Below are 22,113 nucleotides of genomic sequence, written 5' to 3'. Positions count from 1 at the left end.
ATATTTCCATGTATCATTGTTTGAGGTAGATAATAAAATTGAAGAGTAGGATGAGACAATACTATTCCTTCAACCGGTTATGACTATCCTCACTCCAGGCAGGCGGACCGGGCTGAACGTCCTACCCTGGCCGGAGTAGAATTTACTGAAGTACTCGTAGAAGTGGAGCCTCATGCTGTGGGCGAACGCTATTATTGCCTCCAGTCCTGCTACGAGTAGGTTTCCGAAAGCGTAAACCAGCCAGCCCGATGCTACTGCGATTGGGGAGGGTATGGATGTAGCGTTTGCTATTGCATAGTATAGCTCGGTGAAGCCCAGCATTAGTCCTGCATGCGCGAGGCCTAGGCCCATGATCCTAAGGAAGCTCGGTATATTGCCGAGCGCCATTAGCAGCATCTCGTATACTTCCATGAAGGCTTCTCCGAAGCCGTGGAAGAAGCTCTCCCCCTCTAGAGCGGCTCCAATAGGCTCTAGGAATAGCTTCCACAGGATTCCAATGATAGAGCCGTAGAAGACTATTGCTTGGAGGACTCCACCCGCCCCCTTATTGAATATGGCCTCGTGTATTACATGGCCCGCCTTAGCAGCGTCTGGTATAACTAGGAAGGGGAGTGTGGCTGAGAAGAAGAATATGAATACTGGTAGCTTCCCGAAGATCGCCTTAATCTTGTCTCCTTTAAGGAAGGCGTCTACCACGCCCAGCAGGGTCCCCAGGCTCAGCATGAAGGCGGCGATCCAGAGCGCTATCGTTATAGTGTTGAATAGGAGTGATCTAACCACTTCTCCCCCAAGGTGCTCTTCGACAGCGAAGGTCGCCTGCGCCAGCGGGGGCGCTTCGAAGCCGAGCTGCTCCCAGAATTTTAGGAGTCCAACCTTCTTTGCAACCATGGTGCCGAAGAATTCGCCTGCTAGGAACCCGGTGACCATGCTAGCCGCTCCCAGGATGGAGAGGATGTACTTCCAATCGGACTTCTTCCCGCGGAAGTACCATAGTGTGAAGAGGAGTACTAGTAGCCCGTGGCCCATGTCGGGGAACATTAGGGCGAATATGAGGGGGAAGGTGATCGCCACGAATATTGTTGGCACTACCTCGTCGGGGTCCGGCTCCCCATACATTCTAACTATTGAGTGGAAGGGCTTGAGGAACCCTGGCAGGTCGATCTTGGTAGGGACCCTCTCAGCCGCCCTCTTGACTCCGAGGGATAAGACTATGTAGGCTCCGCTTAGGGCCTCCTCCAGGATGGAGCGTAGCTTCTTGGAATCGGATCTATCCACGAAGCCCCGGAAGAGCGCCATGGTTTTGGTGAAGAGCGTGTTGGCTAGGAGCCTCCCTACTTCCAAGAGGGCGTGTATGAAAGTGTAGTATTCGTCTAGCTCCTTCTTCAAGGGCTTCAACTCTTCAACAATAGCGTCTGCCTCCTTCTGCATGCGCTCGATCTCCTTCACTATGGCCTCGTAGGCCTCCTTGGGAGAACCTGGAAGGTCCTCTGGTATCGAGATCGGAGTCCACTTAAGCCTCCTAATGGATGCGAGGAACCTCCTTATGTTATTGGGATGACCCGCCACAGCCACCACTGCAGTCTCGTCGCCCGTCTCCTCCACTGCAGCTACTATGCCGTGCTTCTCAGCCTCTCTCGCAATTATCGGGGCCACTCCCTCCCCCGCCACATAGCCTATGGCGTAGCCGATGAAGCTCAGCCTTGTCGCCTCCCTAACATCCGCTTCCACGTGCTTGACGAGCTCGAGGACGCTCCTGAGAGCCTCATATTCCTTGATCCTCGCCTCTATAACTGAGAGCCTCTGTATTCCCCTTTCGAATGTCTTCTCCACATCCCTATACTTCTCCTGGACCTCCTCGAAAGCCTCCTCCCATCCGCCGGCTCGAAGCTCTAGGCCTTCTACAGTTGATGGCTCCATTTCTAGGCTCTTATAGTAGGATTCGAGCCTGCTGTGCTTCTCGTTGATTCTCGCATACAGGGATCTATACTTTCTCGAGAACTGCCCACCCTTAACGTCTCTCGGAGGCTCGTCTACGTGGAATAACCCCTCCTTGACCAACGCCTCAACGGCTTTATTGTATAGTGGTATAGGCACCGCAACTACAACTTCTTCAACCCGCCTCGGCAACAGCATTAGTGTAGGCCACCTCCCACAGCGCTACTACCAGCCGCCAACCTAGCCTTGTGGACCCATGGAAATATTAACGATATGGGGAGACATCCACACCTATTAACCCGCCTATATAGGCTAACTCACAACTTGGGGTGGCGGGTTGGACTCTAAGCCCGGGGAAGGAAGGATCCTAGTAGTGTCTGACGAGGTGAGCGCTCCCCTCTTCAAAAGCGTGGGGCTCACTGTTAGGGAAGCAAGTGATCAGAAGAAGGTCATCGAGGCCGTTGAGCAGGCGTTTAGGGAATACAGTGATATAAGCCTCATTATAGTTCTAAAGCACCTTGTAGAAGACGAAGACGATCTCAGGAAGAAGCTCGAAAAGTACGGTGTAACCCTCCTGATCCTGCCAAGCAAATGGGCTAAGGCTGAACCCATAAACGTTGATAAGCTACTAGCAAAGGCTCTAGGATTCGGATAAGCCGGGTGCATGGAAATGGCTATATCGGGTAACCCGGAGAAAGTTGCTAGGGAAGCCGTCAAGAGAGAACTCGAGAAGGCCGAGAAGAACCTTGAGGAGGCTAAGAACGCATCAATCAAACTCTTAAAGGACGCCTATCAGGAGAGCCTGCGGGAGGCTGAGAAGAACCTCAGGGAGGAGTTCTCTAGGGCGGAGGAGCAGTTGAAGAGCCTCGCATCCGTCCTCGAACTCGAGCTGAAATCCAAGGTGGCTGAAGCCAAAAACAAGTATCTTGACACCGTCCTGGCCAAGGCTAAGGAGGAGATTAAGAGGAAGAAGGCTGAAGGGGAATGGTATAGAGCCTACATGGAGAAGGTGATAAAGACGCTGTCAGAGGAGGCCGAGTCCAAGCTAATAGTCCAGGTTGCACCCGAGGATAGAGAGCTTGCACGGGAGTTGATCGAGAAATATGGCGGCGGCCACCTCACTCTTTCCGATGAGCCCGCAGACATACTGGGAGGGGCTATCGCTTCAACCCCCGATGGAGCTAGCAGGGTTGATTATAGTCTAGACCTCATCATTAAGATGGAGGATTACAGGCTGAGGGGGGTTGCATCGAAAGTATTGTTTAAAGAGTAGAATCAATCGCATCCTAATGGAGGAGATGGGGATTGCCGGTTAGGGGAAGGATTGCGAGGATCGCTGGCCCCCTCGTTGTTGCTGAGGGGATGCAGGGCGCCCAGATGTACGAGATGGTTAGGGTTGGCGAGGACAAGCTCATCGGAGAGATAACCCGGATCAGGGGAGACAAGGCGTACATACAGGTTTACGAGTCAACCACGGGCCTTAAGCCCGGAGAGCCCGTCGAGGGCACCGGTGCACCACTCAGCGTATGGCTCGGGCCCGGTATTATAGGGAACATTTACGATGGAGTCCAGAGGCCTCTACCCCTAATAGCACAGGCCATCGCCGAGAAGGAGCCGAATAGGAGAATGTTCATAGAGAGAGGAGTCCACGTAGACCCCATACCCAGGAATAAGAAGTGGCACTTTAAACCAGGAGTAAACGGGTCTAAGCCAGAGCTTGGCTCGAAGGTGGAGCCCGGAGACCTAATAGGAACCGTACCGGAGACTAGCCTGATAGAGCACAGGATAATGATCCCGCCAGGAGTCAGGGGGCGCCTCAAGTGGCTGGCTGAAGAGGGAGACTACACTATCGAGGACACGATTGCTGTGGTAGAGCAGGATGGTAGAGAAGTAGAGGTTAAGATGGCTCACAGGTGGCCCGTAAGGATCCCTAGGCCATACAGGGCGAAGCTGGAGCCAAACCTCCCCCTCATAACAGGCGTGAGGATCATAGACACATTCTTCCCCATGGCAAAGGGAGGAACAGGGGCAGTACCAGGAGGCTTCGGGACGGGCAAGTGCGTCCCACCCTATACGCCCGTACTACTCTCCGATGGAAGCCTTGTCGAGATAGGAGAACTCTACGAGAAATACGCGGGGATGGGTGTCACGGTCGAGGAGAATGATGACGAGGTAATCATTAACGTCTCACATCTAGGCCTAAAAGTATTATCCTTCGACGGAGAGAAGCTCGTTGAAAAGCCCATCACGCACCTATACAAGGGCAGGTCCAACTACCTGGTAAGGATAAGGACAAAGTCGGGTAGAATAATAGAGGTGACCCCACCACACAAGCTCCTAAAGCTCGAAGAGACTGGAGAGATAGTTGAAACACCAGCCTATAAGTTAAAGGTGGGAGACAAGCTGGTTGTGCCCAGAAAGGTGCCAGTTAAGGCTTCCCCGCAGATAATAGACCCGTACCGGATAGGACTAGAAGATGCCACTGTGAGAGATGAGGAGACCCTGCAGGCGGTGAGAGCCAAGATAAGGGAGATGGCATCAAAGCTAGGAAGCCTGAAGGGGCTAGCCGAAGAGTTAAACGTGCACCCGAAGACTTTGGAGTCAATACTAAAGGGTAAGATCAAGCCGAGACTCAGCCTTGTAAGAAAGATCTACTCCCTAAGCAATACTGAACCCCCACTGCCTAGAAGGATCGGGCTGCCGAGGAGTAGGAAGTCGATAAAGCTCCCAGAGATTGTTGATGAGAGGCTAGCAGAGCTCCTTGGACTTCTATTGTCTAATGGTGAACTCACCGAGGAGAGCATTAGATTCTACAGCTCCAACAGCATCCTAAGGGAAAGGTTCTACGAGCTGGTAATGGAGCTGTTCGGAGTAGAGCCTAGGGAGAAGAAGTTTAACACGGTGCCAGGGTTAGAGGTCCACTCAAGGCTGCTGGTAAATCTAATGGCAGGCCTAGGTGTCTCAGCTTCCCGCGAGCCATGGAAAGCACGGGTGCCTCCAGTAATACTTTCCTCGCCAGAGCCCGTTCTCGCAGCATTCCTGAGAGGATACTATCTCGGAGCAGGTGTATTCGGGGAGAATGAGGTTGAGATAAAGGTAGCGTCACGCCAGATGGCTAGGGGTATCGGCTACGTACTCGCGAGGCTCGGGATACTTTACACGGTCAGAGAGGAGACTGTCAAGACTGACACCTATTATAGGCTAGTAGTAGCGGGCTGGGACGAGATCGAGAAATTCTACAACGCTATAAGGGCGGAGTGGACCGAGAGCATCGAAACGGTTAGGAGGATAAGGGACTACGTATCTTCCAAGAGGCAGGAGAGGGAAGCGAGTGGCACCGTGAGGCCTTCCTCCCAGCTACCCTTGCAGGCGGCGGTGGCGAAGCTATCCAATACCACTGTGCTTGGGGAGAGGACTGGGGTTGCACTCCTAGCCGGAGTATCGGGGGAGGTAGCCCTTTCCAAGCTGGCGAGGGCCCTAGAATACGTTGTTGTAGATGAAATAGTCGATATTGAGGTTGTCGAGGGCGACTTTACAGTATACGATGTAACCGTTAAGGATACACACAACTTCGTCGGAGGAGACACGCCATCCATCCTACACAATACCGTAACCCTCCACTCACTGGCTCAGTGGAGCGATGCGAGGGTAGTAGTCTACATTGGCTGTGGAGAGAGAGGGAATGAGATGACCGAGGTCCTCGAGAGGTTCCCAGAGTACAAGGACCCGTGGACCGGTAAGCCCCTCATGGAGAGAACGATCCTCATTGCAAACACCAGCAACATGCCCGTGGCTGCGAGAGAGGCCAGCATCTACGTGGGAGTCACTCTGGCAGAGTACTATAGGGACATGGGCTATGATGTGCTCCTCGTAGCAGACTCCACGAGCAGGTGGGCTGAGGCCCTCAGGGAGATTGCAGGCAGACTGGAGGAGATGCCCGCGGAGGAGGGCTACCCAAGCTACCTAGCCTCTAGGCTGGCAGAGTTCTATGAGAGGGCTGGCAGGGTCGAGGCCCTCGGAGCCCCCAACAGGCACGGTAGCGTGACGATAGTTGGCGCAGTAAGCCCGCCTGGAGGAGACTTCACGGAGCCGGTGACGAGCCATACGAAGAGGTTCATACGAGTCTTCTGGGCGCTCGACACCAAGCTAGCCTACTCGAGACACTACCCTGCAATCAACTGGATCCTCAGCTACAGCGCCTACGTGGACCTCGTAACTCCGTGGTGGAGCGAGAACGTTGACCCGAGGTGGAGGGAGTACAGGGACCAGGCCATGGAGATACTGATGAGGGAGGAGGAGCTCCAGGACATAGTAAGGCTGGTGGGTACTGAGAGCCTGGACGAGAAGGACAAGCTAATACTCGAAGCGGCTAGGATGATAAAGGACGGGTTCCTAAAGCAGAACGCCTTCGACCCAATAGACGCCTTCGCCACTCCAGTGAAGCAGTTCAAGCTGCTACAGCTGTTCATAGACTTCTACAGGAAGGCCCTGGAGCTGGTGGAGCACGGGATACCAGTTGCTAGGATAAGGGAGTCCATCGGTAGGCTCTACGTAGACATGATCAAGGCGAAGTTCGAGATACCCAACGATAAGCTTGAGGAGATAGACAAGCTCCGGGAGAGGGCTCTAAAGGCCCTCGAGGAGCTCGAGGCCCACTCGGGCTAAGGGGGGTGTGTGAGTAGTGTCTTATGGGGTAAGGGAGTACACGAGGGTAAGGGAGATAAAGGGTCCCCTCCTAATAGTGGAGGGAGTCTCCAACGTAGCCTACGATGAGATAGTAGAGGTAGAGCTCGCTACGGGAGAGAAGAGGAGGGGCAGGGTACTAGACGTACAGAAGGGTATAGCTGTAGTCCAGGTGTTCGAGGGGACCACTGGTATAACAACGACTGGGACAAAGGTGAGGTTCCTAGGCAGGCCCCTCGAGATACCCGTGAGCGAGGACATGCTGGGGAGGATCTTCAATGGATTAGGAGAGCCGATAGATAATGGCCCACCAATAGTCGCTGAGGATGAGAGAGACGTGAACGGCGCCCCATTGAACCCGGCTGAGAGAGCATACCCGGAGGACTTCATCCAGACCGGTGTAAGCGCGATAGACGGCATGAACACTCTGGTCAGGGGGCAGAAGCTCCCCATATTCTCTGGCAGCGGTCTCCCTCACAACGTGCTCGCAGCACAGATCGCTAGGCAAGCCACTGTTAGGGGTGAGGAGGAGGAGTTCGCGGTAGTATTCGCCGCGATAGGGATCAAGTATGATGACTTCATATTCTTCAAGAAGTTCTTCGAGGAGACCGGCGCCCTGAACAGGGTGGCGATGTTCGTCAACCTAGCCGATGAGCCCGCTATGATCAGGCTCGTCACGCCGAGAGCCGCCCTTACCCTAGCAGAGTACCTCGCATATGAGAGGGACATGCACGTCCTTGTAATACTCACTGATATGACCAACTACGCTGAGGCCCTAAGAGAGATCTCGGCCGCTAGGGAGGAGGTGCCGGGCAGGCAGGGATATCCAGGATACCTCTACAGCGACCTCGCAAGCATCTATGAGAGGGCTGGAAGGGTTAAGGGCAAGAATGGGAGCATAACCCAGATGCCAATACTCACGATGCCCAACGACGACATAACCCACCCCATACCAGACCTAACAGGCTACATCACTGAGGGGCAGATAGTCCTCAGCAGAGAACTCTACAACAGGGGAATCTACCCGCCGATAAACGTGCTAATGAGCCTCTCAAGGCTCATGAAGGAGGGAATAGGCCCTGGGAAGACAAGGGAGGACCACGCGGACGTGAGCAACCAGCTCTACGACCTACTCCAGGGGAGTAGAGCTTAGGAGCCTCGCCGCAGTTGTAGGAGAGGAGAGCCTCAGCCCAGTAGACAGGAAGTACCTCGAGTTCGCAGACCTCTTCGAGAAGAGATTCCTCAAGCAGGGGGAGAGGGAGAACAGGAGCATAGAGCAGACACTAGACATAGCATGGGAGATACTAGCAGTACTCCCGGAGGAGGAGCTAACCAACATAAAGGAGAAGCACATCAAGAAGTATCATCCAAAGTACAGGTCAGCCTAAACCCATACTCCCCCTTTCACCCGCCAGTTCTTTGATCCTCACCCTAACCCTCCTACCCCTAGCCTCACCAGTAAGCCTCCGAGTAAGCTTGCAGAAGGTGCAGGTTCCCCCAGAAGACAAGAGGCCGCACTCTGGGCACGCAGTGTAACTCTTCTCCCCCAGCCTCCACGGCTTCTCCCTAGCCAGGTGGTGGAGGAAGCCGAGCTTAATGCTAGGCCTCGACTCCTCCAGCCTGTTGAAGAACTCCTTAAACTGCACCTCGAGGCTCGTTAGCCTGGCGAAGGGGCAGTCCCTGTGAATATAGGGGAGGCCCTTTGAGAGCACGTAGAGGAATGACTCCTTCTCGTAGACATTATAGAGGGGCCTTATCCGGGGAGCCGCCAGTCCATCTACCCCCTCAACCATGGGGGTCAGCTTGGAGAGGCCCTCGTAGTCGCCCATAGCGAAGTCCTTCAAGGCGAAACCTATGATGTCGTCGGCATTATGGCCTGTCGCAACCTTTGCCCCAAGCTCCACCCCTACCGCGTTATACAGGTACCTCTTCACCGCTCCACAAATGCTACACGCCGGCCTCCTGAGCCTCCTGCTGGCCTCGGGTATGGTGAATCCCAGCTCCCTGCTAATATCGAAGACTATCAGGTCAACGCCGAGCCTTGATGCCAGTTCCTCAACAGCCCTCTGGCTAGCCTGGCTGTAATCTCCTATCTCCAGGTTAATGTGGAACGCTACAAGCTCGAACCCGACCCTATCCCTCAGGACTGCTAGGGTTGAGAGGAGTGTGGCGCTATCCTTACCCCCGCTAACGGCGGCGACAACCCTGTCCCCCCTCCTAATCAACTTATACTTCTCAATAGTCCTGGCAACCTTCTCCTCCACGAACTCAGCATAATGCCTGCTACAGTAGTACCTCTTCTGGTATGGCACATACGCTATCGCTTCAGCCCCACAGATGCTGCATTTAGCCACCACTAACCACTCTCACAACAACCACATCGCTACCGGGAGGGACCCTCTCCGACTCGGGGATAGGCTTGCCATCCACCAGCACTATATGGGATTCCCGGGATAAACCCAGTACACGGAGAAGCCTATCAACTGTAACACCCTCTCCAGCCTCTACCTCTACCACCCTATCCTCTGGGAGAAGCCTAACCCTCACCTTAACCATGCATCATCCCCTCCGGGAAAAGGCTATAGGAACACAGCTTTAACCTCCAGCAAGGACTATCAGGTCAAGGTGCACTTGTATTGGAGTATGGACTGAGTGGGGCAGTAATACTATTCATACTGGCAGCCGTATATGCAGGTGTAGCGCTAGCCTCCCATCACGTGGCAGCCTCAAGCAGCGACTGCAAATACTACTTCATAATATACGGGCAGGACTGGTGCCCACACTGCCAGCACATGGAGTCCTTCGTGATAGACAACTATGGCCCACAGTGCCTAGAGTTCAGGGACCTGGACGTCCCAGCCTGGAACAAGAACTTCACCCTAATAATACAGGACCTCAACCAGAGATACAACATACCAGTTCAACCAGCGTTCCCGTTAACAGGTATCCTTGTTAATGGCAAGCTAAGGGTCATAGTCCAGGGAGAGGTAACCAATACGGAGGCCATAGACTACATGGTTCAGTCCGCGGATGAGCAGGGTAAGGGACGGATAGCGGTATATATTGGAGACAACGGCTACGCCATAACACCAGATACTATTATCTTGAAGGCCTACACCCCACAAAAGCAGACCGGGCCAGGGAGTAGCGGGGTTAACAGGCTCCTCATAATAGGAGGGGTTGCATTAATCATTGCTGGGCTCGCGGGGGTCGCTTATCTCGCCTGGAGAAAGTAGGGGCACCGCTAGGGACCCCTTACTGCATACCCTATCTCCTCCCACACCACTGAACGTGCAGGGTGCTATGAGAGCTCTAACAGCTCTCCAGCGATTCTCAAAGCCCTCTTTCCAGATTCGCTGAGGATGCTGTTAAGGGCCTCAGGCGAGAGTCCACAATACTTTCCTGCAGCTTGAAGGTCTGAGTCGTCCAGCTTCCCCTTCCTAATATACCATCCAGGCAGGAGGGACTCCTCCCTGATCCTTGGCGCGGATATGAGGAATTTCGAGTAGCTCACACCTGCTATCTTATCAACTGTCTTGGCGTCGGGAGATTCTGTGATCTCCTGAGGGGATAGCGGGGTTCGCCTGCGGAACACGTATATCCTGTTCTTCCCTTCGCTTTTATAGGGCATGTAGCTGCTCCAGCTGATGACTAGTAGGGGCTCTATATGCTTGGAGAGGAGGCCCTTGGCTACCGCATAGACTTCCGCAGGGCTCTTCTTCAGGGCGGCGATTATCTGGGCAGCTCTTTCATCGGAGAGTATTATGGAGTCCCAGTGCCTCCTCTTCACAACGCCCCTGCTAGCTAGGACTAGGCTAACGCACGACCTCCTAAACCATGCAGCCCTACCCCTATCCGACTCCTCGGCTTTCCGGCGAAGGTATCCGAGTAAGTCGCCTGCTAGCCCGAGGGCAATCATCTGGAGGAGGTTCGTCACCGGCGTGTCGGTTAGGAGGGCTAGCTTCTCCTCTAGCTGATGGTATGGTGTGGGTTTGTGCTGGATGCCTGGTAGTCTGGCTAGGGATTCTAGGACGGGGTACTTCTCGAGCAGCCATCCCGCCTTCTCATCTCCTCTATCTGCATCGTCTAGCAGGTACCTTGCAGTCGCGTATAGTATTGCCATGGCTCTCGATGCTATAGCAGAGTAGGTCATGGAGATGTCGTGGAGGTAGACGTCGCCATACATGTATATCCTTGAGAGGAGCATGCTCTCGATAACAGACACGCCCTTATCCAGCACGCCGACGCCCAAGTTAACCCTATACTCCCCGCCGCCCAGCCCGCTCGTGATCCTCGGGACTATCGTGAGCACCGAGTAGTACCTGTTAATATCCCATATCCCGCTCCTGCTCCCAGTATGCATGCTATCCCTCAACGTATAATCGGCCCTATCCACGTCAATCGTGCTACTCAGAAGGTTGGCTATGATGCACTCCGCTACCCTCTCGAGGGCCCCCATGTCCGCCTCGAACTTTGGGACGAGGGTGTTACTCTTCCTAGTGAATCGTACGGGGCCGCAGGACTTACTCCACGCGCTCTTGTTGTATGCTCTATCCAGGATCTCCGCCACCTTCCTCATATCTACCTCCTGGCACGCGAACCTTACAGGCGGGCATTCCCCGCACTCTGCCCTAGCAGCTACTAGGAGGAGGCTCAGCTTCTCATGGTTGAAGCCCTCAAGCGCGGATTCACTCATAGTTATCCGTGGGTCTGGGCTGTAGAAGAGTATAGGGTCCCTTAAAGCGTCTTCTCCCGGATGGCTCAACGCTATATGGCCAGAGTCATGGTAGAGCGCTGCAGTTACAGCGACTGGCCTCAGCTCCTCAATCTTCCCTGCAAGGGCCTCTAGGAACTTTGCAAGGCTCTTGGCTATCGCCTTAAGCTCAGGGTCCCCACGGTATCTCTCGAGGCTGGGCACGACATGCTCCAGGGTATTGTTTACTAGAGACCTTAACGCCATCTGCATAACATGGGCTACTCCAAGCGAGTGCTCGAACCTAGTATGGGTGGCGCCTGGATAGACGAGGTGGGCTAGGCTGAGCTGCTTTATATCCCTGAGCCTCTGTAGGGCGAGCGTATCTATGGCTGTATCGAAGAAGTCTGATGGTAGCTCGACGAATTGGTGGACTACATCCTTCACCATCTTCGTCTTATACTCGCAGCCTCTCCTGCCCTGATTCAACCTCCAGTGCACCAGCAAGTAATGTTGTCTAGTCCATCTATGATGATCCCGCTTATAATGATTAAATAGTTTGCTAAAAGTAATCCTCTATACAGCTGTGAGAGGGTCCCTCTTGCTACCCTTATCCGTTCTCCTCCAGCATCATATATAGCGAGAACCCCGTCATGCCCTACACCAGTCGGATGATATGCTTCCAAAAAGGTAGATGTGCTCATAAGGTATACTCGAGGCCTTGAGAGAGTGTACATGAATAGTGCTATAGTGCTAGGTCAATGCAGCCCCGCCATACCAGAGTATATAAAATTTTTTGACTATTTTATTACACCGGGTGTTTTTCTGGTAGTACCGGGCATCCCCGTCTTCTAGCTCGGAGAGGGAGATATAGATCACTGGATGCTCTCGGAGCCCCCGTAGCATCGTTCACGTGCATGACGTGGTGGTTGGAGTGGATGATTGGGTTCGAAGGTGCTGGCTCTCCCCTCTCGCGGTAGTGTTGGGAATGCTATGGAAGGGTCCCTCCACGCTGGAGGAGGTGGAGGCATTACTCGCGAGGCTCTATGACGGATCCCCCCGATGCTGGGATTCCAGGGTTGCTAGGGGAGTAGTGGCTGTTTTGAAGGAGTATGGTTTGGTGAGGGAGGAGGGCGGGGTTCTACGCCTGGAGAGGAAAAAGCTCCACCCCGTTACGAGGGAGATAGCTGAGGGGGCCTCCGGCCTACTCTGACCCAACCTTTTCCACAACGAATACCCATCCGGGGAGGCTCCCACCATGCATCTTCTCGATGCTGGCGACCCATTCTTCAAGCGTCTCGTACCCGCTATGCTCTACGAGCCTTGACAGGATCTCGTAGCTCACCCTATGCTTCTCCTTAACAACAGCGTCGACCCACCTGGCGTGGTCTTCGACCCAGATCCTCACCCTCGTCCCAGGGTCTAGCCCGTACCTCATGATCAATGCAACCCTTCCATGCTTTACTAGGTGGTCTCCCATTGGCCCCTGGGTGAGGCGTATTATTAGTGGTCCAGGCATCGCGTTCAATCCTCCAATTATAACCTCTTGTATACACGAGTGTATTAAACTGGCTGTATAAGGGGTGGTGGGCTCAGAGGATGGTGCTGCCGATACTATACCTTCACTTGCGGAGGCTAGTGCACAGGCTGGCTAGGAGGAGGTTCATCCTACTCGCAGTAGCCTTCACCATACTATGGATTACGAGCGCCCTCCTATTCTACAAGGCCGAGGAGGGGTATGGGTTAACCCTCTCCTCCAGCCTCTACTGGGCCCTGATAACGATGGCCACAGTAGGCTATGGTGATATAGTCCCCCACACGGGCGCGGGCAGGGTGGTTGCCAGCCTAGCCGCAGTATTCGGCATCGCAGTCTACACCCTCTTCATATCAACCCTCGCAGACTACTTCATGGAGGCAACGGTGAAGGCGGCTATGGGCTTAGGGACCCTGCACAGGAAGAGGATCATAGTAGTGGGGGAGGGACCCATATGCGATGAAGCAGTGAGGGAGCTGGTGGCGAACAGCCTCAAAGACGATACAGGATGGCTCCTTGAACAGCAACCCCGGGGAAAGCCCCCAGTAGACTACATAGTCGGCCCCCTAAACGAGGAGGACCTCGACAGGGCAGGCATAAGGGATGCGGAGCATGTGATAATATGCCACGAGGACGACAGCAAAGTAATACACGCTTCAGCACTGGTTAAGGGGCTGAACCCTAGGGCGAAGATAACTGCCCTGGCAAAGGACAAGGCAACAATAAGGATACTGGAGCAGCTGGGCGTAGACAACATAGTCCCCGTAGCAGTACTAGGGAGGCTGTTGGCGAGCTCCACCTTCGAGCCATCCGTGACAACATTCCTCTCAGACGCAACCACTGCCGGGAAGGGAATAGACCTAACAGAATACAAGGCTGAAGGGAAGACCATAGAGAAGATAGAGGAGGAGACAGGATTCAGGGTAGTAGCCCTTGTAGGCAAGGACGGAAAGGTGAGGCTCCCCAAGCCAGGCATGACAGTGAAGGAGGACGAGAGAGTCATAGTACTAAGGAAGACGAGGGAGGACGAGGAGGAATAAGGCGAGGGATGAGCGAGGAGCAAATACTAGCAAGGGCAGTCCAACTCATACTCACAAGCCGGACAGAAGACGCACTGGAACTCCTAAGCAGGTACTATAAAACAACCACCCCAAAACTCCGGATAGGGCTCCCAAAGAGGTGCAACAAAGCCCTAGGATGCTACGTTGCAAGAGAGAAGACAATATACCTCCGCTCGAGCAGAGAGTACACGGACCCATTCGTAGTACTCCACGAATACTACCACCACCTCAGGTACAGGCTGGGAAAGCACAGGGGCACAGAGAAACACGCAGACCAATACGCCCTCAAAGCAATCCAGGCATGGAAGAGGCTACTGCAGCCAGGGGAGGACAAACTTTAAACCCCAAACCATGATAGAATAGGATACCGGCAAGGGGGCCGCCGTAGCTCAGCCGGTAGAGCGTCGCCCTGGTAAGGCGAAGGTCCCGGGTTCGAATCCCGGCGGCGGCTCCACTTACAATACTACAAAAATAAAAATATACTTGAGAGTGTATATTTGGGTTTCAATAGATTCTAGGATCAAATCCTAAGAATTTAGTTAATATTACTACGATTATCACTGCAACTATTATACTTAGTATTATAACTAATATAATTGAGTATACCGCTCTCGTAATTAGGTCTTTTACATCCACACCTCCTATCACGACATTTGGAAAATTTTGATATATATAAATTAATATAAAGAAAATTAAGATAACCATTACTATCCTTTCTATGTATAGTTCTGTTCTTATGCTAGCTTTCTTGTATGACATTACTAATACCCTATACAGTCTATACGTGTATTCAACGGAAAAAAAGTATATATAATCATTGCTTGGGATAAGCTTTAAGATAAAACTCTCAAGTTGGTATTACATGGTCTTGCCAGTTAAGCTTAAGTAGCAAGAATCGTGGGAATATACCTATATAACATAGTTCTCCAAAACCTTGCTTTTTGTTTTTCTCTTATAGAGAAATAAAAATAAGTCGCCGAAAAGCTTAGCTGGATAGGGATTGACTAGAATTTACTAGGAAGTCCCCAGACTTGCTTTGATGGAGTGGGGAGAATTGCAGGACATCCCAGTGTTGGGGCCAGATGCTCTCAGGATGCATTTAGACTTTAGGGGGTTAATCGACAAGATACGTGAGGTTTTGTTGAGTGATAGTGTTGCTCCGGTAAGGGCTAGCCTCACTCATAATGCTGTGTGGCTCGGTGCTATGCCTGCTGCGGGGCTTGGATTGCAGGTTGTGAAGATTGTCGGCGTCTATCCCGGCAATCCCGCTCGTGGGCTCCCTACTGTTCGGGGCGTTCTACTCGCTTTTGAGGAGGGGAGTGGCGAGCTCCTTTTCATGGCAGATGCTGGTCCGGTGACGGGTTATCGGAACTGCTGCGGCTTCGTGTCTCGCGCTTGGGCTGATGGGTTACCGTGGCGGTGGGCCTGTGGGTTTGTTGGTTCGGGTGTGCAGGCTTGGTACCATGCCAGTTGCCTAAGGTTAGTCTATGGTGTCTCGGACTTCCTCGTCATCAGCCGTCGTAGGGATAGGGCTGAGAGGCTTGCGGAAAGGCTCGGGTCTGGGGTGAGGGTTGCAGGGTCCCTTGAAGAGTTATTGATGGAGTCGAGGCTCGTGGTAGCTGCTACTACAGCGGAGTCTCCAGTGGTTTTGGGCCGGTTCCTCCAGCCCGGGAGCTGGTTAGTATTGCGAGGCGGATGACAGACTGTATAGTATTCGATAGGGAGGCTCCCTGCGGGGGGCCGCTGAGGGGCGTGCTTTCAGCCCTTGAGCTGGTGAGAGATGATATACTCTATGTGACTGTAGACCACCCCTACCTGAAGGCAGATACTCTAAAGAGGCTCCTCCACCATGTAGTGTTAATTCCGCAAGCATCGTCCTCTACGATCATAAGCGGCCCCGGGGAGACGGCTCAGTCCATAGGATATGTCTCTAGAGAGCTGGTGGAGAGGGTGGGAAAGATATGTAGTGCTAAGAGGGGGAAGGCGAGGCTTATCGATATCTACCGGCTACCTGGCTCGGTTCTAGTAGGCTGGAGCCTTCTAACGATGGATCCTGGAGAGTTCACTAACGTGAATAGGCCGGGTGTAGGGGCTAAGAGGGCTGGTTTGAGAGTGGACGAGGTGGTGTTCTTGAATCATGACTACTTCGCCGACTACATTAACCACCTTCTCGAAGTTGATTTGCTGGGGGCGTTGAAATCCCTCTACCTGGAGGCTTCATTATATTCCAAGCTAGGATTAAGATATTTAATCAAATATGTTTATAGGGATATTGATGCCCTCGTCAATCCCATACCATAAATACAATAATATATACATATGGCTGGATACCTGTATATATTCTCCTAAATATATATTTATTCCTTCTTCGCCTTAGTGAATAATGGGTTGAGAACAATCCTCTAAGGGTGTATTGGAAATGGTCATATTAATAAGCAGTGATATTAATGTTTTGCCGGGTATCGGGGGCTCATTTGAGAGGGTCCCCTCGAATAAAATAGAAGAGGTGATACTTGATTACACATTGCGCGGGGAGGCCGTTGTCGCAGTATACCCCCGTGCTTATGAAAGACTGCTCATGGTTATTGAGAAAATAAAAGCGGCTGGGGGCAACCCATTCCTCTATCAACCTGTGAGTGCCAAGCATGCCGAAGTACTTGGAGAGAGACTGCTGTCATTATACCTCGAGGTTAAGGAGCGGGAGATCTACGAGGGTAAGGCGTGGGAAGCACATTATAGGGTGACACTGGATAAGAAGGTCTCTAGAAGGGCTCTGCTAAAGGCTCCCCTAAACTCCATCCGCGAATATGTCGCCGCGCCCATCCTGGTTAACCCATACAAGTGCGAGTCTATAACCCGCTGCAACAATTGTATAGCAGCGTGCCCCTACGAGGCCCTAAAAGGGAAGCCTCCCGAAATAGATCTCAGCAAGTGTACCGGATGCGGGCTCTGCACTGCTTACTGCCCCTTCGAACTCCTATCAATGCCCGGAGCAGGCTGGAGTGCACTAATAGAAGGAGTTAGGGAAGCGAAGAGGCTTAATGGCAGGATATTAGTAGTGTTCGCGAGGAGGGACGACGCACCTGTAATAGACCACATCATCGACGAGGTAAATGCACCAGTATTCGTAGAGCTAGTGGATGAGCTCGGCTGGATAAATGAAAAGACGCTCATAAACCTGATAATGAACGGGGCCCACACTATTATAATATATACTGGCGAGGACGGAGGCGACGCGGATCTCCTCCGCCATGCTAGAGATCTACGTGATAAGGGTCTACCCATAATACTTGCTGGAGCCCTAAGCGAGCTAAAGGCGGAAGAGGCCCCAACAATAACGGGTGGATTCGAGGCAAGGATAATAACGGCAACCCCGGTAGCAGGCGTTGTACACGTAGACCCTGAGAACTGCACCATCTGCGGCGCGTGTGCTACGAATTGTCCAACCCAAGCATTAACCCTGGAAAATAGTGGAGATGGTGTGGCTCTCATATTCCACCATAGTAAATGCGTAGCCTGCAGGATATGCGAGGAAATATGCCCTCACAACGCTATAAGGGTGCTCTATGCCTTCGACCAGAGCATGATGGGTAGCAGGGTCACGCTTGCAAGAGATGAGACTGCAAGGTGTAGGAGGTGTGGGAAGCCTATCGGCCCATTATCGAAGATCCGTAAGCTAGAGGAAATCCTCAAGGCAAAAGGCCACAGCCAGTGGACTATAGACTCGATATGGTTATGCGAGGACTGCAAGAGGGAAGCTGTGCTCGGCCCCGCTATCCTCAAGGGCAAGACTGCCTAGAACCGAGTTCTATGATTATAGAATTACATAGCGTGGGTCGGCGGGCTGAGATTTATAGCTTGCAAATCATAAGCATAACATATACAAGTCTTTTCCGGTGCTATGTAGGGGTATAAGTTCGGGAATAAGTTTTTAACTGCAGGCTATCATATTATGACGAGAGGGGGATTAAATGGGAGCCTTCTTTCAGGGTAACGAGCTGTGGATAATCCTATTAATACTATTGCTATTATTAGGACCCTCAAAGCTACCCGCTTTAGCTAGGGCGCTTGGAGAGGCTATTAATGAGTTTAGGAAGGCTAGTCGGGGAGCCTACAATGAGAAGACCGAGAGCAAACCATCATCACAGGATAATATAGACGATGAGACTATAAAGCGCCTAGCGGAGAAGCTTGGCGTATCAACCGAGGGCAAGTCTAGTGAAGAGTTAAGGAAAGAAGTTATACAGAAGGCTAAGGAAAAGGAGCTGATACAATAACACCTCTCAAAGGATAAATTCCACGCCTAAACTCCTCTTTACACGAGGTAATGGTTTTGAAGATGTAGCGTAACTGATGAGTGGTGGTTAACAGGAGTTGCCAGATGAGGCCGAGTTCCGCGACGCCCCGCTGAGAGACGAGCCAAGGAATATTACAGAACATATTGTGGAATTATCTATCCGGTTGAGGAGGATAGTTATAGCTGTAGCCGTGGCTGGAGTGATACTTTCAGCCATACCTGTCGATACACATTACTACATTCCTTTGATCAGCTATTTCCCGAACAAGGTGATCAACTACGTCTTACCCTCCGAGGTGACGTGGAGGGGTCAGGTGATCCACGTACATATAGCACAGTATAATCCATTCGGGGGATTCAACATACTCTTAAAAACAGCTATACTACTCGGGGTTTTAGGTGCAAGCCCAATTATTGCGAAGGAGATATACGAATATATTGCTCCAGCATTATATCCTCATGAGAAGAGGCAAATCCTTAGATTATCCTGGGCAGCTATAGCATTATTCATGCTTGGAGTGTTTATAGCTTTCACCACGGTTATGCCTTTCGCCTTCAAGGTCATGATTATAACTTCCGCGGCTGTAGCTGGCCAGAATAACCTGATCGCATTTGCAGACGTAGAGAACCTATTCTCTACAATAGTTTTAATAGCGATTGCCACAGGCTTGGCTTTTGAAACACCGCTGATAGTTTACCTCCTAGTCTCCCTTGGAATAGTCAGCGAGGAATGGTTTACTGGTGAGAATAAGAAGTTCGTGTTCCTCGCAAGCCTAGTTCTAGGAGCAGCTATAAGCCCGGATCCAAGTGGTATGGGGATGCTGGTTATAGGGACGACCATGTTTGCTGCGATTATGTTATCTGCAAAGCTCGGTGCCAGGAACAAAGTTGAGAGGAAGAGGCGTGGAGAATAGACTACTATTCCTCCGTCAAGAGCAGTATCTGTCTAACGTTCATGACGCCCTCAATGCTCATGATTTCTGAGATGAGCTCCTTAATCCTAGGCGCAGCCCCTTTCACGACTATTGCAAGCATGCAGAGTTTGTGGGTAAGATGCACGTGGAGTGTTGATACTACCACGTCCCTGTAATCGTGTTGTACGTCCGTTAGCCGGCTATCCACTCCTTTTACATGGTGGTTGTATATGACTCCAATTATACCGGCTGTATTCCTCCCCGACTCCCAGCCGTGTTCGGCTATAAACAGCCTCAATGCTTCTTGGATAAGCCTTGATTTACTCTTTAACCCTGTCTTCTTCAAGAATTCTTCTATTTCAGAGGCGAGGTCTCCTGGGATGTAGACTCCGAACCTGGTATTGTTAGGCATGACGCATCCAGTTAGTAGAGTATGAGCGGGGAATTAACTCTTATACCAGGTGGCGATCTTTCAATGTATGCTCCCCTCCTACACGCTCCCCTAAAATAAGGACGCGGTGCCTCAGCGGTTGCCCGCCGTTCTCCCGGGCTACCTCCGTTGTTATACGTTGGGTGCATGGGCTTCCTCTCAGCCGCCTCATCGGAGTCGGTTTCTAGAATATTGCATTGAATTAATTGAATTGTACTATATTTAAACTATGCGGCCGTTCTCGATATATATCTTCCTTTCACACCTGATATCTTCATGAGTTTCGCCGGGTGAGGTTATAACAATCGTTTTTCCCTCTATTACCAACTCCTCTATAATGTCCTTGATTATCCTTTTTTTCTCGGGATGGAGGTTGCTGAAGGGCTCGTCCAGCAATAGTATCTCGGGGTCGTAAGAGAGTATGGAGGCTAGGGCAACTAGCTTCTTCTCGCCGAAACTAAGTGATACAGTCGGCCTGTCTAACAAATGCGTTATTCCCAGCAACTCAGCCGTCTTTCTAACCTTCTCATCTGTTGTCTTTTCATCGTATAACTGCCTGGGCCCATATGCTATCTCATCGTATACTGTGGGGTTTATCATCATGATTTCAGGGTTTTGGAATAACACTCCAAACCTCCTCCTAGCCTCCGGCAGGCGCTCTATTAGGGGGGCTCCCATATAGTAGACTTCTCCTCGAGTGGGCTTTAGTAGACCAGCCATTATCAAAAGTAGAGTGGATTTCCCCGAACCATTGGGTCCTATAATGCAGGTTATGGTGGATGCTGGGATATCTATGCTGATGTTTCTAAGTGCTGGCTCCTTCATTCCTGGATAAATATACGTAACATTCCTTACACTTAATACAGCGTTCAATTTCACTCCTTGAACACCAAGGGGTAATTTGTGAAGGTCCGGGCCTCTATAGCCATTTGCAGCCTCCTACTGTACGATGTAGACGAAATCATGAGGTTCCCCACTACGGTGGATAGTCTTCTCCACTCTATCCATGTGTTGCTCTTTAATGCTCTAGCATCATTGGCAAGTAGGAGTAATAGAGTGTGTCTCATCAGCCTTGGGAGCTGAACTATTAATATTGTGACTAGGAGGGCTATATTTCTCACTAGTGGAACCCTGTAGAGTTTTCTAGCTAAATTAGGCCATCCAGTATAGTAGAGAGTCACTATGACTGGAATGGGGGCAAGTGTTATCCTTACAACAAAGTTTAAGAAAATGTCTAATCCATTAGCATGGGTAGGACTCGCTGTCAATATATCAGTGACCCCATTTATCCTACTATGGCCGGTTAAAAGTATGGGTAGACCTATAACTGCGGATAGAAGTGCGAGGTAGAGGATGCTCTTAGCAATAATGTTTAGACTTGAACGTGAACTTGCTAGGATAATCGCCGAGTAAATGAAAGCAGCCAGCCATACAGTGTGGTTGTCGCTGACGCTCACCAGGTATGTGAGGGTTACTGAGGTCCCGAATAGCACGAGTACTCCGCTTCTCACCTTACCCATGATATTTATCCTATCAATTATGTCAGCGATGTCTCTAAGGAATGCTTCTACAATTCTATTCATGAGGCTTCACCATTTTACTTAGCAACCAACCTATAGCCATGATAATGCCCGTTCCCAGCAAACCAGCAAGCATGTAGCCGGCGACGGGATTCAGGCCCGGGAAGGTATAATCTTCGAAGGGGGTATGATATAGGCTTACCTCTTCGAGTCCTAGCTTTTCCGCTGCTACGTCTAAGGGTTCATGGTAACCGACTCTCTCGGCTAGGAGGACTCCGAAGAGAGGACTTATGATTATTAGTATAGTTATTACTAGGAGTAATTTATATCTCACAAAGCATCACCCCTAATCCCCAGAATGTCAGGGTTCTTCTTTACAATATAGGAAATCACTAACCCGGTGATTAAGCCTTCAATGATGCCTAGGGCGAAATGGAAGCCCCCCATTATAGGAACTGTTACAAGGATCCCGTAGGGGAATCGGGGGGATAATCCTATCTCGACACCTGCTACGACACCAGCTATAAAGACGGACATCCAGCCAGCAAGGAATGCAGGTATGAATACAGTCTTCTCCCCACTCCTCCCCGATAATAGCTTCACAGATATTTTATACGTGTAGTATCCTATGAGTACGGCTACGATTCCCATGTTCAGGATATTTGCTCCCAGAGTTGTTATGCCTCCATCGTGGAAGACGATCGCCTGGACAATAATGACTAATGCCATAGTTATGCTTCCAAGCCACGGTCCCAAAATTATACCAGCTAACCCGCCTCCCACGAAGTGGAGGCTTGTTCCACCGGGTATAGGCCAGTTTAGCATTTGGGCGACGAAGATCGCCGCGGCTAGTGTTGTCACTAGGGAGATTTTTTCTGGGGTTAATGAGGCTTTCCCCCTAACCCCTACTAGAGCAAAGTATAGTATCGTTAAAGTGTATGTGCCTGCTATCCATGGCGTTGAAAGGAAGCCGTCCGGTATGTGCATTTAGATGCACCATCTTATGTTAAAAGGTGCACCTGGTTTATAAGAATTATCCCGGTCCA

General features: G+C 51.5%; 23 protein-coding genes, 1 tRNA gene and 1 pseudogene. 14 read left to right on the top strand and 11 right to left on the bottom strand.

Features of this window, described 5'->3' with window-relative positions:
• Positions 1-69 precede the first annotated feature (69 nt).
• The gene (locus tag ACZ47H_RS05010; protein WP_464932600.1) at positions 70-2,133 is read right to left on the bottom strand and encodes a V-type ATP synthase subunit I; all 2,064 of its coding nucleotides are present in this window, start codon (positions 2,131-2,133) and stop codon (positions 70-72) included.
• Positions 2,134-2,272: 139 nt separating this feature from the next.
• Between ACZ47H_RS05010 and ACZ47H_RS05005 the strand changes: the two genes are divergently transcribed.
• From ACZ47H_RS05005 to ACZ47H_RS04990, 4 genes and pseudogenes are all read left to right on the top strand, one after another.
• A complete protein-coding gene (locus tag ACZ47H_RS05005) occupies positions 2,273-2,590 on the top strand; it encodes a V-type ATP synthase subunit F (RefSeq protein WP_464932599.1) in 318 nt (105 codons plus the stop codon).
• A gap of 15 nt (positions 2,591-2,605) precedes the next feature.
• Entirely contained in the window at positions 2,606-3,208 is a 603-nt protein-coding gene (locus ACZ47H_RS05000; RefSeq protein WP_464932598.1) for a V-type ATP synthase subunit E, read from the top strand.
• A 32-nt stretch (positions 3,209-3,240) separates the two neighbouring features.
• Entirely contained in the window at positions 3,241-6,600 is a 3,360-nt protein-coding gene (locus ACZ47H_RS04995) for a V-type ATP synthase subunit A (protein WP_464932597.1), read from the top strand.
• A 16-nt stretch (positions 6,601-6,616) separates the two neighbouring features.
• A pseudogene (locus ACZ47H_RS04990) lies at positions 6,617-8,006 on the top strand (ATP synthase subunit B).
• On the opposite strand, the gene ACZ47H_RS04985 reads toward ACZ47H_RS04990, so the two are convergent.
• Both ACZ47H_RS04985 and ACZ47H_RS04980 read right to left on the bottom strand, forming a co-directional pair.
• Positions 7,998-8,972 (bottom strand): PP-loop family protein, encoded by a 975-nt coding sequence (locus tag ACZ47H_RS04985; RefSeq protein WP_464932596.1) that lies wholly within the window; start codon positions 8,970-8,972, stop codon positions 7,998-8,000. The pseudogene ACZ47H_RS04990 and the gene ACZ47H_RS04985 overlap by 9 nt on opposite strands.
• Entirely contained in the window at positions 8,965-9,174 is a 210-nt protein-coding gene (locus ACZ47H_RS04980; protein ID WP_464932595.1) for a MoaD/ThiS family protein, read from the bottom strand. The genes ACZ47H_RS04985 and ACZ47H_RS04980 overlap by 8 nt, the downstream gene beginning before the upstream one ends.
• A gap of 80 nt (positions 9,175-9,254) precedes the next feature.
• On the opposite strand from ACZ47H_RS04980, the gene ACZ47H_RS04975 reads away from it, so the two are divergent.
• Positions 9,255-9,854, top strand: a complete 600-nt coding sequence (locus tag ACZ47H_RS04975; RefSeq protein WP_464932594.1) for a hypothetical protein — start codon at positions 9,255-9,257, stop codon at positions 9,852-9,854.
• A 65-nt stretch (positions 9,855-9,919) separates the two neighbouring features.
• On the opposite strand, the gene ACZ47H_RS04970 is transcribed toward ACZ47H_RS04975, so the two are convergent.
• Together ACZ47H_RS04970 and ACZ47H_RS04965 are read right to left on the bottom strand one after the other, a co-directional pair.
• A complete protein-coding gene (locus ACZ47H_RS04970) occupies positions 9,920-11,800 on the bottom strand; it encodes an HD domain-containing protein (RefSeq protein WP_464932593.1) in 1,881 nt (626 codons plus the stop codon).
• The gene (locus ACZ47H_RS04965) at positions 11,797-12,015 is read right to left on the bottom strand and encodes a hypothetical protein (RefSeq protein ID WP_464932592.1); all 219 of its coding nucleotides are present in this window, start codon (positions 12,013-12,015) and stop codon (positions 11,797-11,799) included. Before ACZ47H_RS04965 ends, ACZ47H_RS04970 begins: the two co-directional genes overlap by 4 nt.
• 230 nt (positions 12,016-12,245) lie before the next feature.
• On the opposite strand from ACZ47H_RS04965, the gene ACZ47H_RS04960 reads away from it, so the two are divergent.
• Complete coding sequence (locus tag ACZ47H_RS04960; protein WP_464932591.1) at positions 12,246-12,524, top strand: hypothetical protein; 279 nt, start codon at positions 12,246-12,248, stop codon at positions 12,522-12,524.
• Here ACZ47H_RS04960 and ACZ47H_RS04955 read toward each other — a convergent pair.
• Positions 12,516-12,830: a hypothetical protein gene (locus tag ACZ47H_RS04955; RefSeq protein ID WP_464932589.1), complete on the bottom strand. Its 315-nt coding sequence runs from the start codon at positions 12,828-12,830 to the stop codon at positions 12,516-12,518. The two genes, ACZ47H_RS04960 and ACZ47H_RS04955, sit on opposite strands and share 9 nt — an antisense overlap.
• Before the next feature lie 80 nt (positions 12,831-12,910).
• Here ACZ47H_RS04955 and ACZ47H_RS04950 point away from each other — a divergent pair, with 80 nt between their 5' ends.
• The 8 genes from ACZ47H_RS04950 (at position 12,911) to tatC (ending at position 19,117) form a co-directional block, all read left to right on the top strand.
• The gene (locus ACZ47H_RS04950; RefSeq protein ID WP_464932588.1) at positions 12,911-13,885 is read left to right on the top strand and encodes a potassium channel family protein; all 975 of its coding nucleotides are present in this window, start codon (positions 12,911-12,913) and stop codon (positions 13,883-13,885) included.
• An 8-nt stretch (positions 13,886-13,893) separates the two neighbouring features.
• On the top strand, positions 13,894-14,247 hold the full coding sequence (locus ACZ47H_RS04945; protein ID WP_464932587.1) for a hypothetical protein: 354 nt from the start codon (positions 13,894-13,896) through the stop codon (positions 14,245-14,247).
• A 37-nt stretch (positions 14,248-14,284) separates the two neighbouring features.
• Positions 14,285-14,360 (top strand) — tRNA-Thr (locus tag ACZ47H_RS04940).
• Between the two features lie 639 nt (positions 14,361-14,999).
• Positions 15,000-15,605, top strand: a complete 606-nt coding sequence (locus ACZ47H_RS04935; protein ID WP_464932586.1) for a hypothetical protein — start codon at positions 15,000-15,002, stop codon at positions 15,603-15,605.
• Entirely contained in the window at positions 15,602-16,207 is a 606-nt protein-coding gene (locus tag ACZ47H_RS04930; RefSeq protein ID WP_464932585.1) for an NTP transferase domain-containing protein, read from the top strand. The genes ACZ47H_RS04935 and ACZ47H_RS04930 overlap by 4 nt, the downstream gene beginning before the upstream one ends.
• Before the next feature lie 118 nt (positions 16,208-16,325).
• Entirely contained in the window at positions 16,326-17,705 is a 1,380-nt protein-coding gene (locus ACZ47H_RS04925; protein ID WP_464932584.1) for a 4Fe-4S binding protein, read from the top strand.
• Between the two features lie 172 nt (positions 17,706-17,877).
• Positions 17,878-18,183: a Sec-independent protein translocase subunit TatA/TatB gene (locus ACZ47H_RS04920; RefSeq protein ID WP_464932583.1), complete on the top strand. Its 306-nt coding sequence runs from the start codon at positions 17,878-17,880 to the stop codon at positions 18,181-18,183.
• A 97-nt stretch (positions 18,184-18,280) separates the two neighbouring features.
• On the top strand, positions 18,281-19,117 hold the full coding sequence (tatC, locus tag ACZ47H_RS04915; RefSeq protein ID WP_464932582.1) for a twin-arginine translocase subunit TatC: 837 nt from the start codon (positions 18,281-18,283) through the stop codon (positions 19,115-19,117).
• A gap of 4 nt (positions 19,118-19,121) precedes the next feature.
• Here the strand turns inward: tatC and ACZ47H_RS04910 are convergent, their stop codons facing one another.
• From ACZ47H_RS04910 to ACZ47H_RS04890, 5 genes are all read right to left on the bottom strand, one after another.
• On the bottom strand, positions 19,122-19,529 hold the full coding sequence (locus ACZ47H_RS04910) for a CopG family ribbon-helix-helix protein (protein ID WP_464932581.1): 408 nt from the start codon (positions 19,527-19,529) through the stop codon (positions 19,122-19,124).
• 240 nt (positions 19,530-19,769) lie between these two features.
• The gene (locus ACZ47H_RS04905; RefSeq protein WP_464932580.1) at positions 19,770-20,426 is read right to left on the bottom strand and encodes an energy-coupling factor ABC transporter ATP-binding protein; all 657 of its coding nucleotides are present in this window, start codon (positions 20,424-20,426) and stop codon (positions 19,770-19,772) included.
• Complete coding sequence (locus tag ACZ47H_RS04900; RefSeq protein WP_464932579.1) at positions 20,423-21,130, bottom strand: CbiQ family ECF transporter T component; 708 nt, start codon at positions 21,128-21,130, stop codon at positions 20,423-20,425. Before ACZ47H_RS04900 ends, ACZ47H_RS04905 begins: the two co-directional genes overlap by 4 nt.
• Positions 21,123-21,401, bottom strand: coding sequence for a PDGLE domain-containing protein (locus tag ACZ47H_RS04895; protein WP_464932578.1), 279 nt, complete (start codon positions 21,399-21,401; stop codon positions 21,123-21,125). The genes ACZ47H_RS04900 and ACZ47H_RS04895 overlap by 8 nt, the downstream gene beginning before the upstream one ends.
• Entirely contained in the window at positions 21,398-22,054 is a 657-nt protein-coding gene (locus ACZ47H_RS04890) for an energy-coupling factor ABC transporter permease (protein ID WP_464932577.1), read from the bottom strand. Before ACZ47H_RS04890 ends, ACZ47H_RS04895 begins: the two co-directional genes overlap by 4 nt.
• Positions 22,055-22,113 lie beyond the last annotated feature (59 nt).

The sequence above is a fragment of the Thermodiscus maritimus genome, assembly GCF_055382595.1.
The sequence above is the reverse complement of the archived record's forward strand: the minus strand, read 5'-3'. Positions and strand labels throughout refer to the sequence as shown.

Coding starts and splice junctions, on each gene's coding strand:
- ACZ47H_RS04945 (WP_464932587.1), top strand. CDS start 13,894: ATGAGCGAGGAGCAAATACTAGCAAGGGCAGTCCAACTCATACTCACA.
- ACZ47H_RS04925 (WP_464932584.1), top strand. CDS start 16,326: ATGGTCATATTAATAAGCAGTGATATTAATGTTTTGCCGGGTATCGGG.
- ACZ47H_RS04920 (WP_464932583.1), top strand. CDS start 17,878: ATGGGAGCCTTCTTTCAGGGTAACGAGCTGTGGATAATCCTATTAATA.
- ACZ47H_RS04935 (WP_464932586.1), top strand. CDS start 15,000: ATGCATTTAGACTTTAGGGGGTTAATCGACAAGATACGTGAGGTTTTG.
- ACZ47H_RS04910 (WP_464932581.1), bottom strand. CDS start 19,529: ATGCCTAACAATACCAGGTTCGGAGTCTACATCCCAGGAGACCTCGCC.
- ACZ47H_RS04930 (WP_464932585.1), top strand. CDS start 15,602: ATGACAGACTGTATAGTATTCGATAGGGAGGCTCCCTGCGGGGGGCCG.
- ACZ47H_RS05000 (WP_464932598.1), top strand. CDS start 2,606: ATGGCTATATCGGGTAACCCGGAGAAAGTTGCTAGGGAAGCCGTCAAG.
- ACZ47H_RS04900 (WP_464932579.1), bottom strand. CDS start 21,130: ATGAATAGAATTGTAGAAGCATTCCTTAGAGACATCGCTGACATAATT.
- ACZ47H_RS04955 (WP_464932589.1), bottom strand. CDS start 12,830: ATGCCTGGACCACTAATAATACGCCTCACCCAGGGGCCAATGGGAGAC.
- ACZ47H_RS04965 (WP_464932592.1), bottom strand. CDS start 12,015: ATGAGCACATCTACCTTTTTGGAAGCATATCATCCGACTGGTGTAGGG.
- ACZ47H_RS04890 (WP_464932577.1), bottom strand. CDS start 22,054: ATGCACATACCGGACGGCTTCCTTTCAACGCCATGGATAGCAGGCACA.
- ACZ47H_RS04950 (WP_464932588.1), top strand. CDS start 12,911: ATGGTGCTGCCGATACTATACCTTCACTTGCGGAGGCTAGTGCACAGG.
- ACZ47H_RS04980 (WP_464932595.1), bottom strand. CDS start 9,174: ATGGTTAAGGTGAGGGTTAGGCTTCTCCCAGAGGATAGGGTGGTAGAG.
- ACZ47H_RS05010 (WP_464932600.1), bottom strand. CDS start 2,133: ATGCTGTTGCCGAGGCGGGTTGAAGAAGTTGTAGTTGCGGTGCCTATA.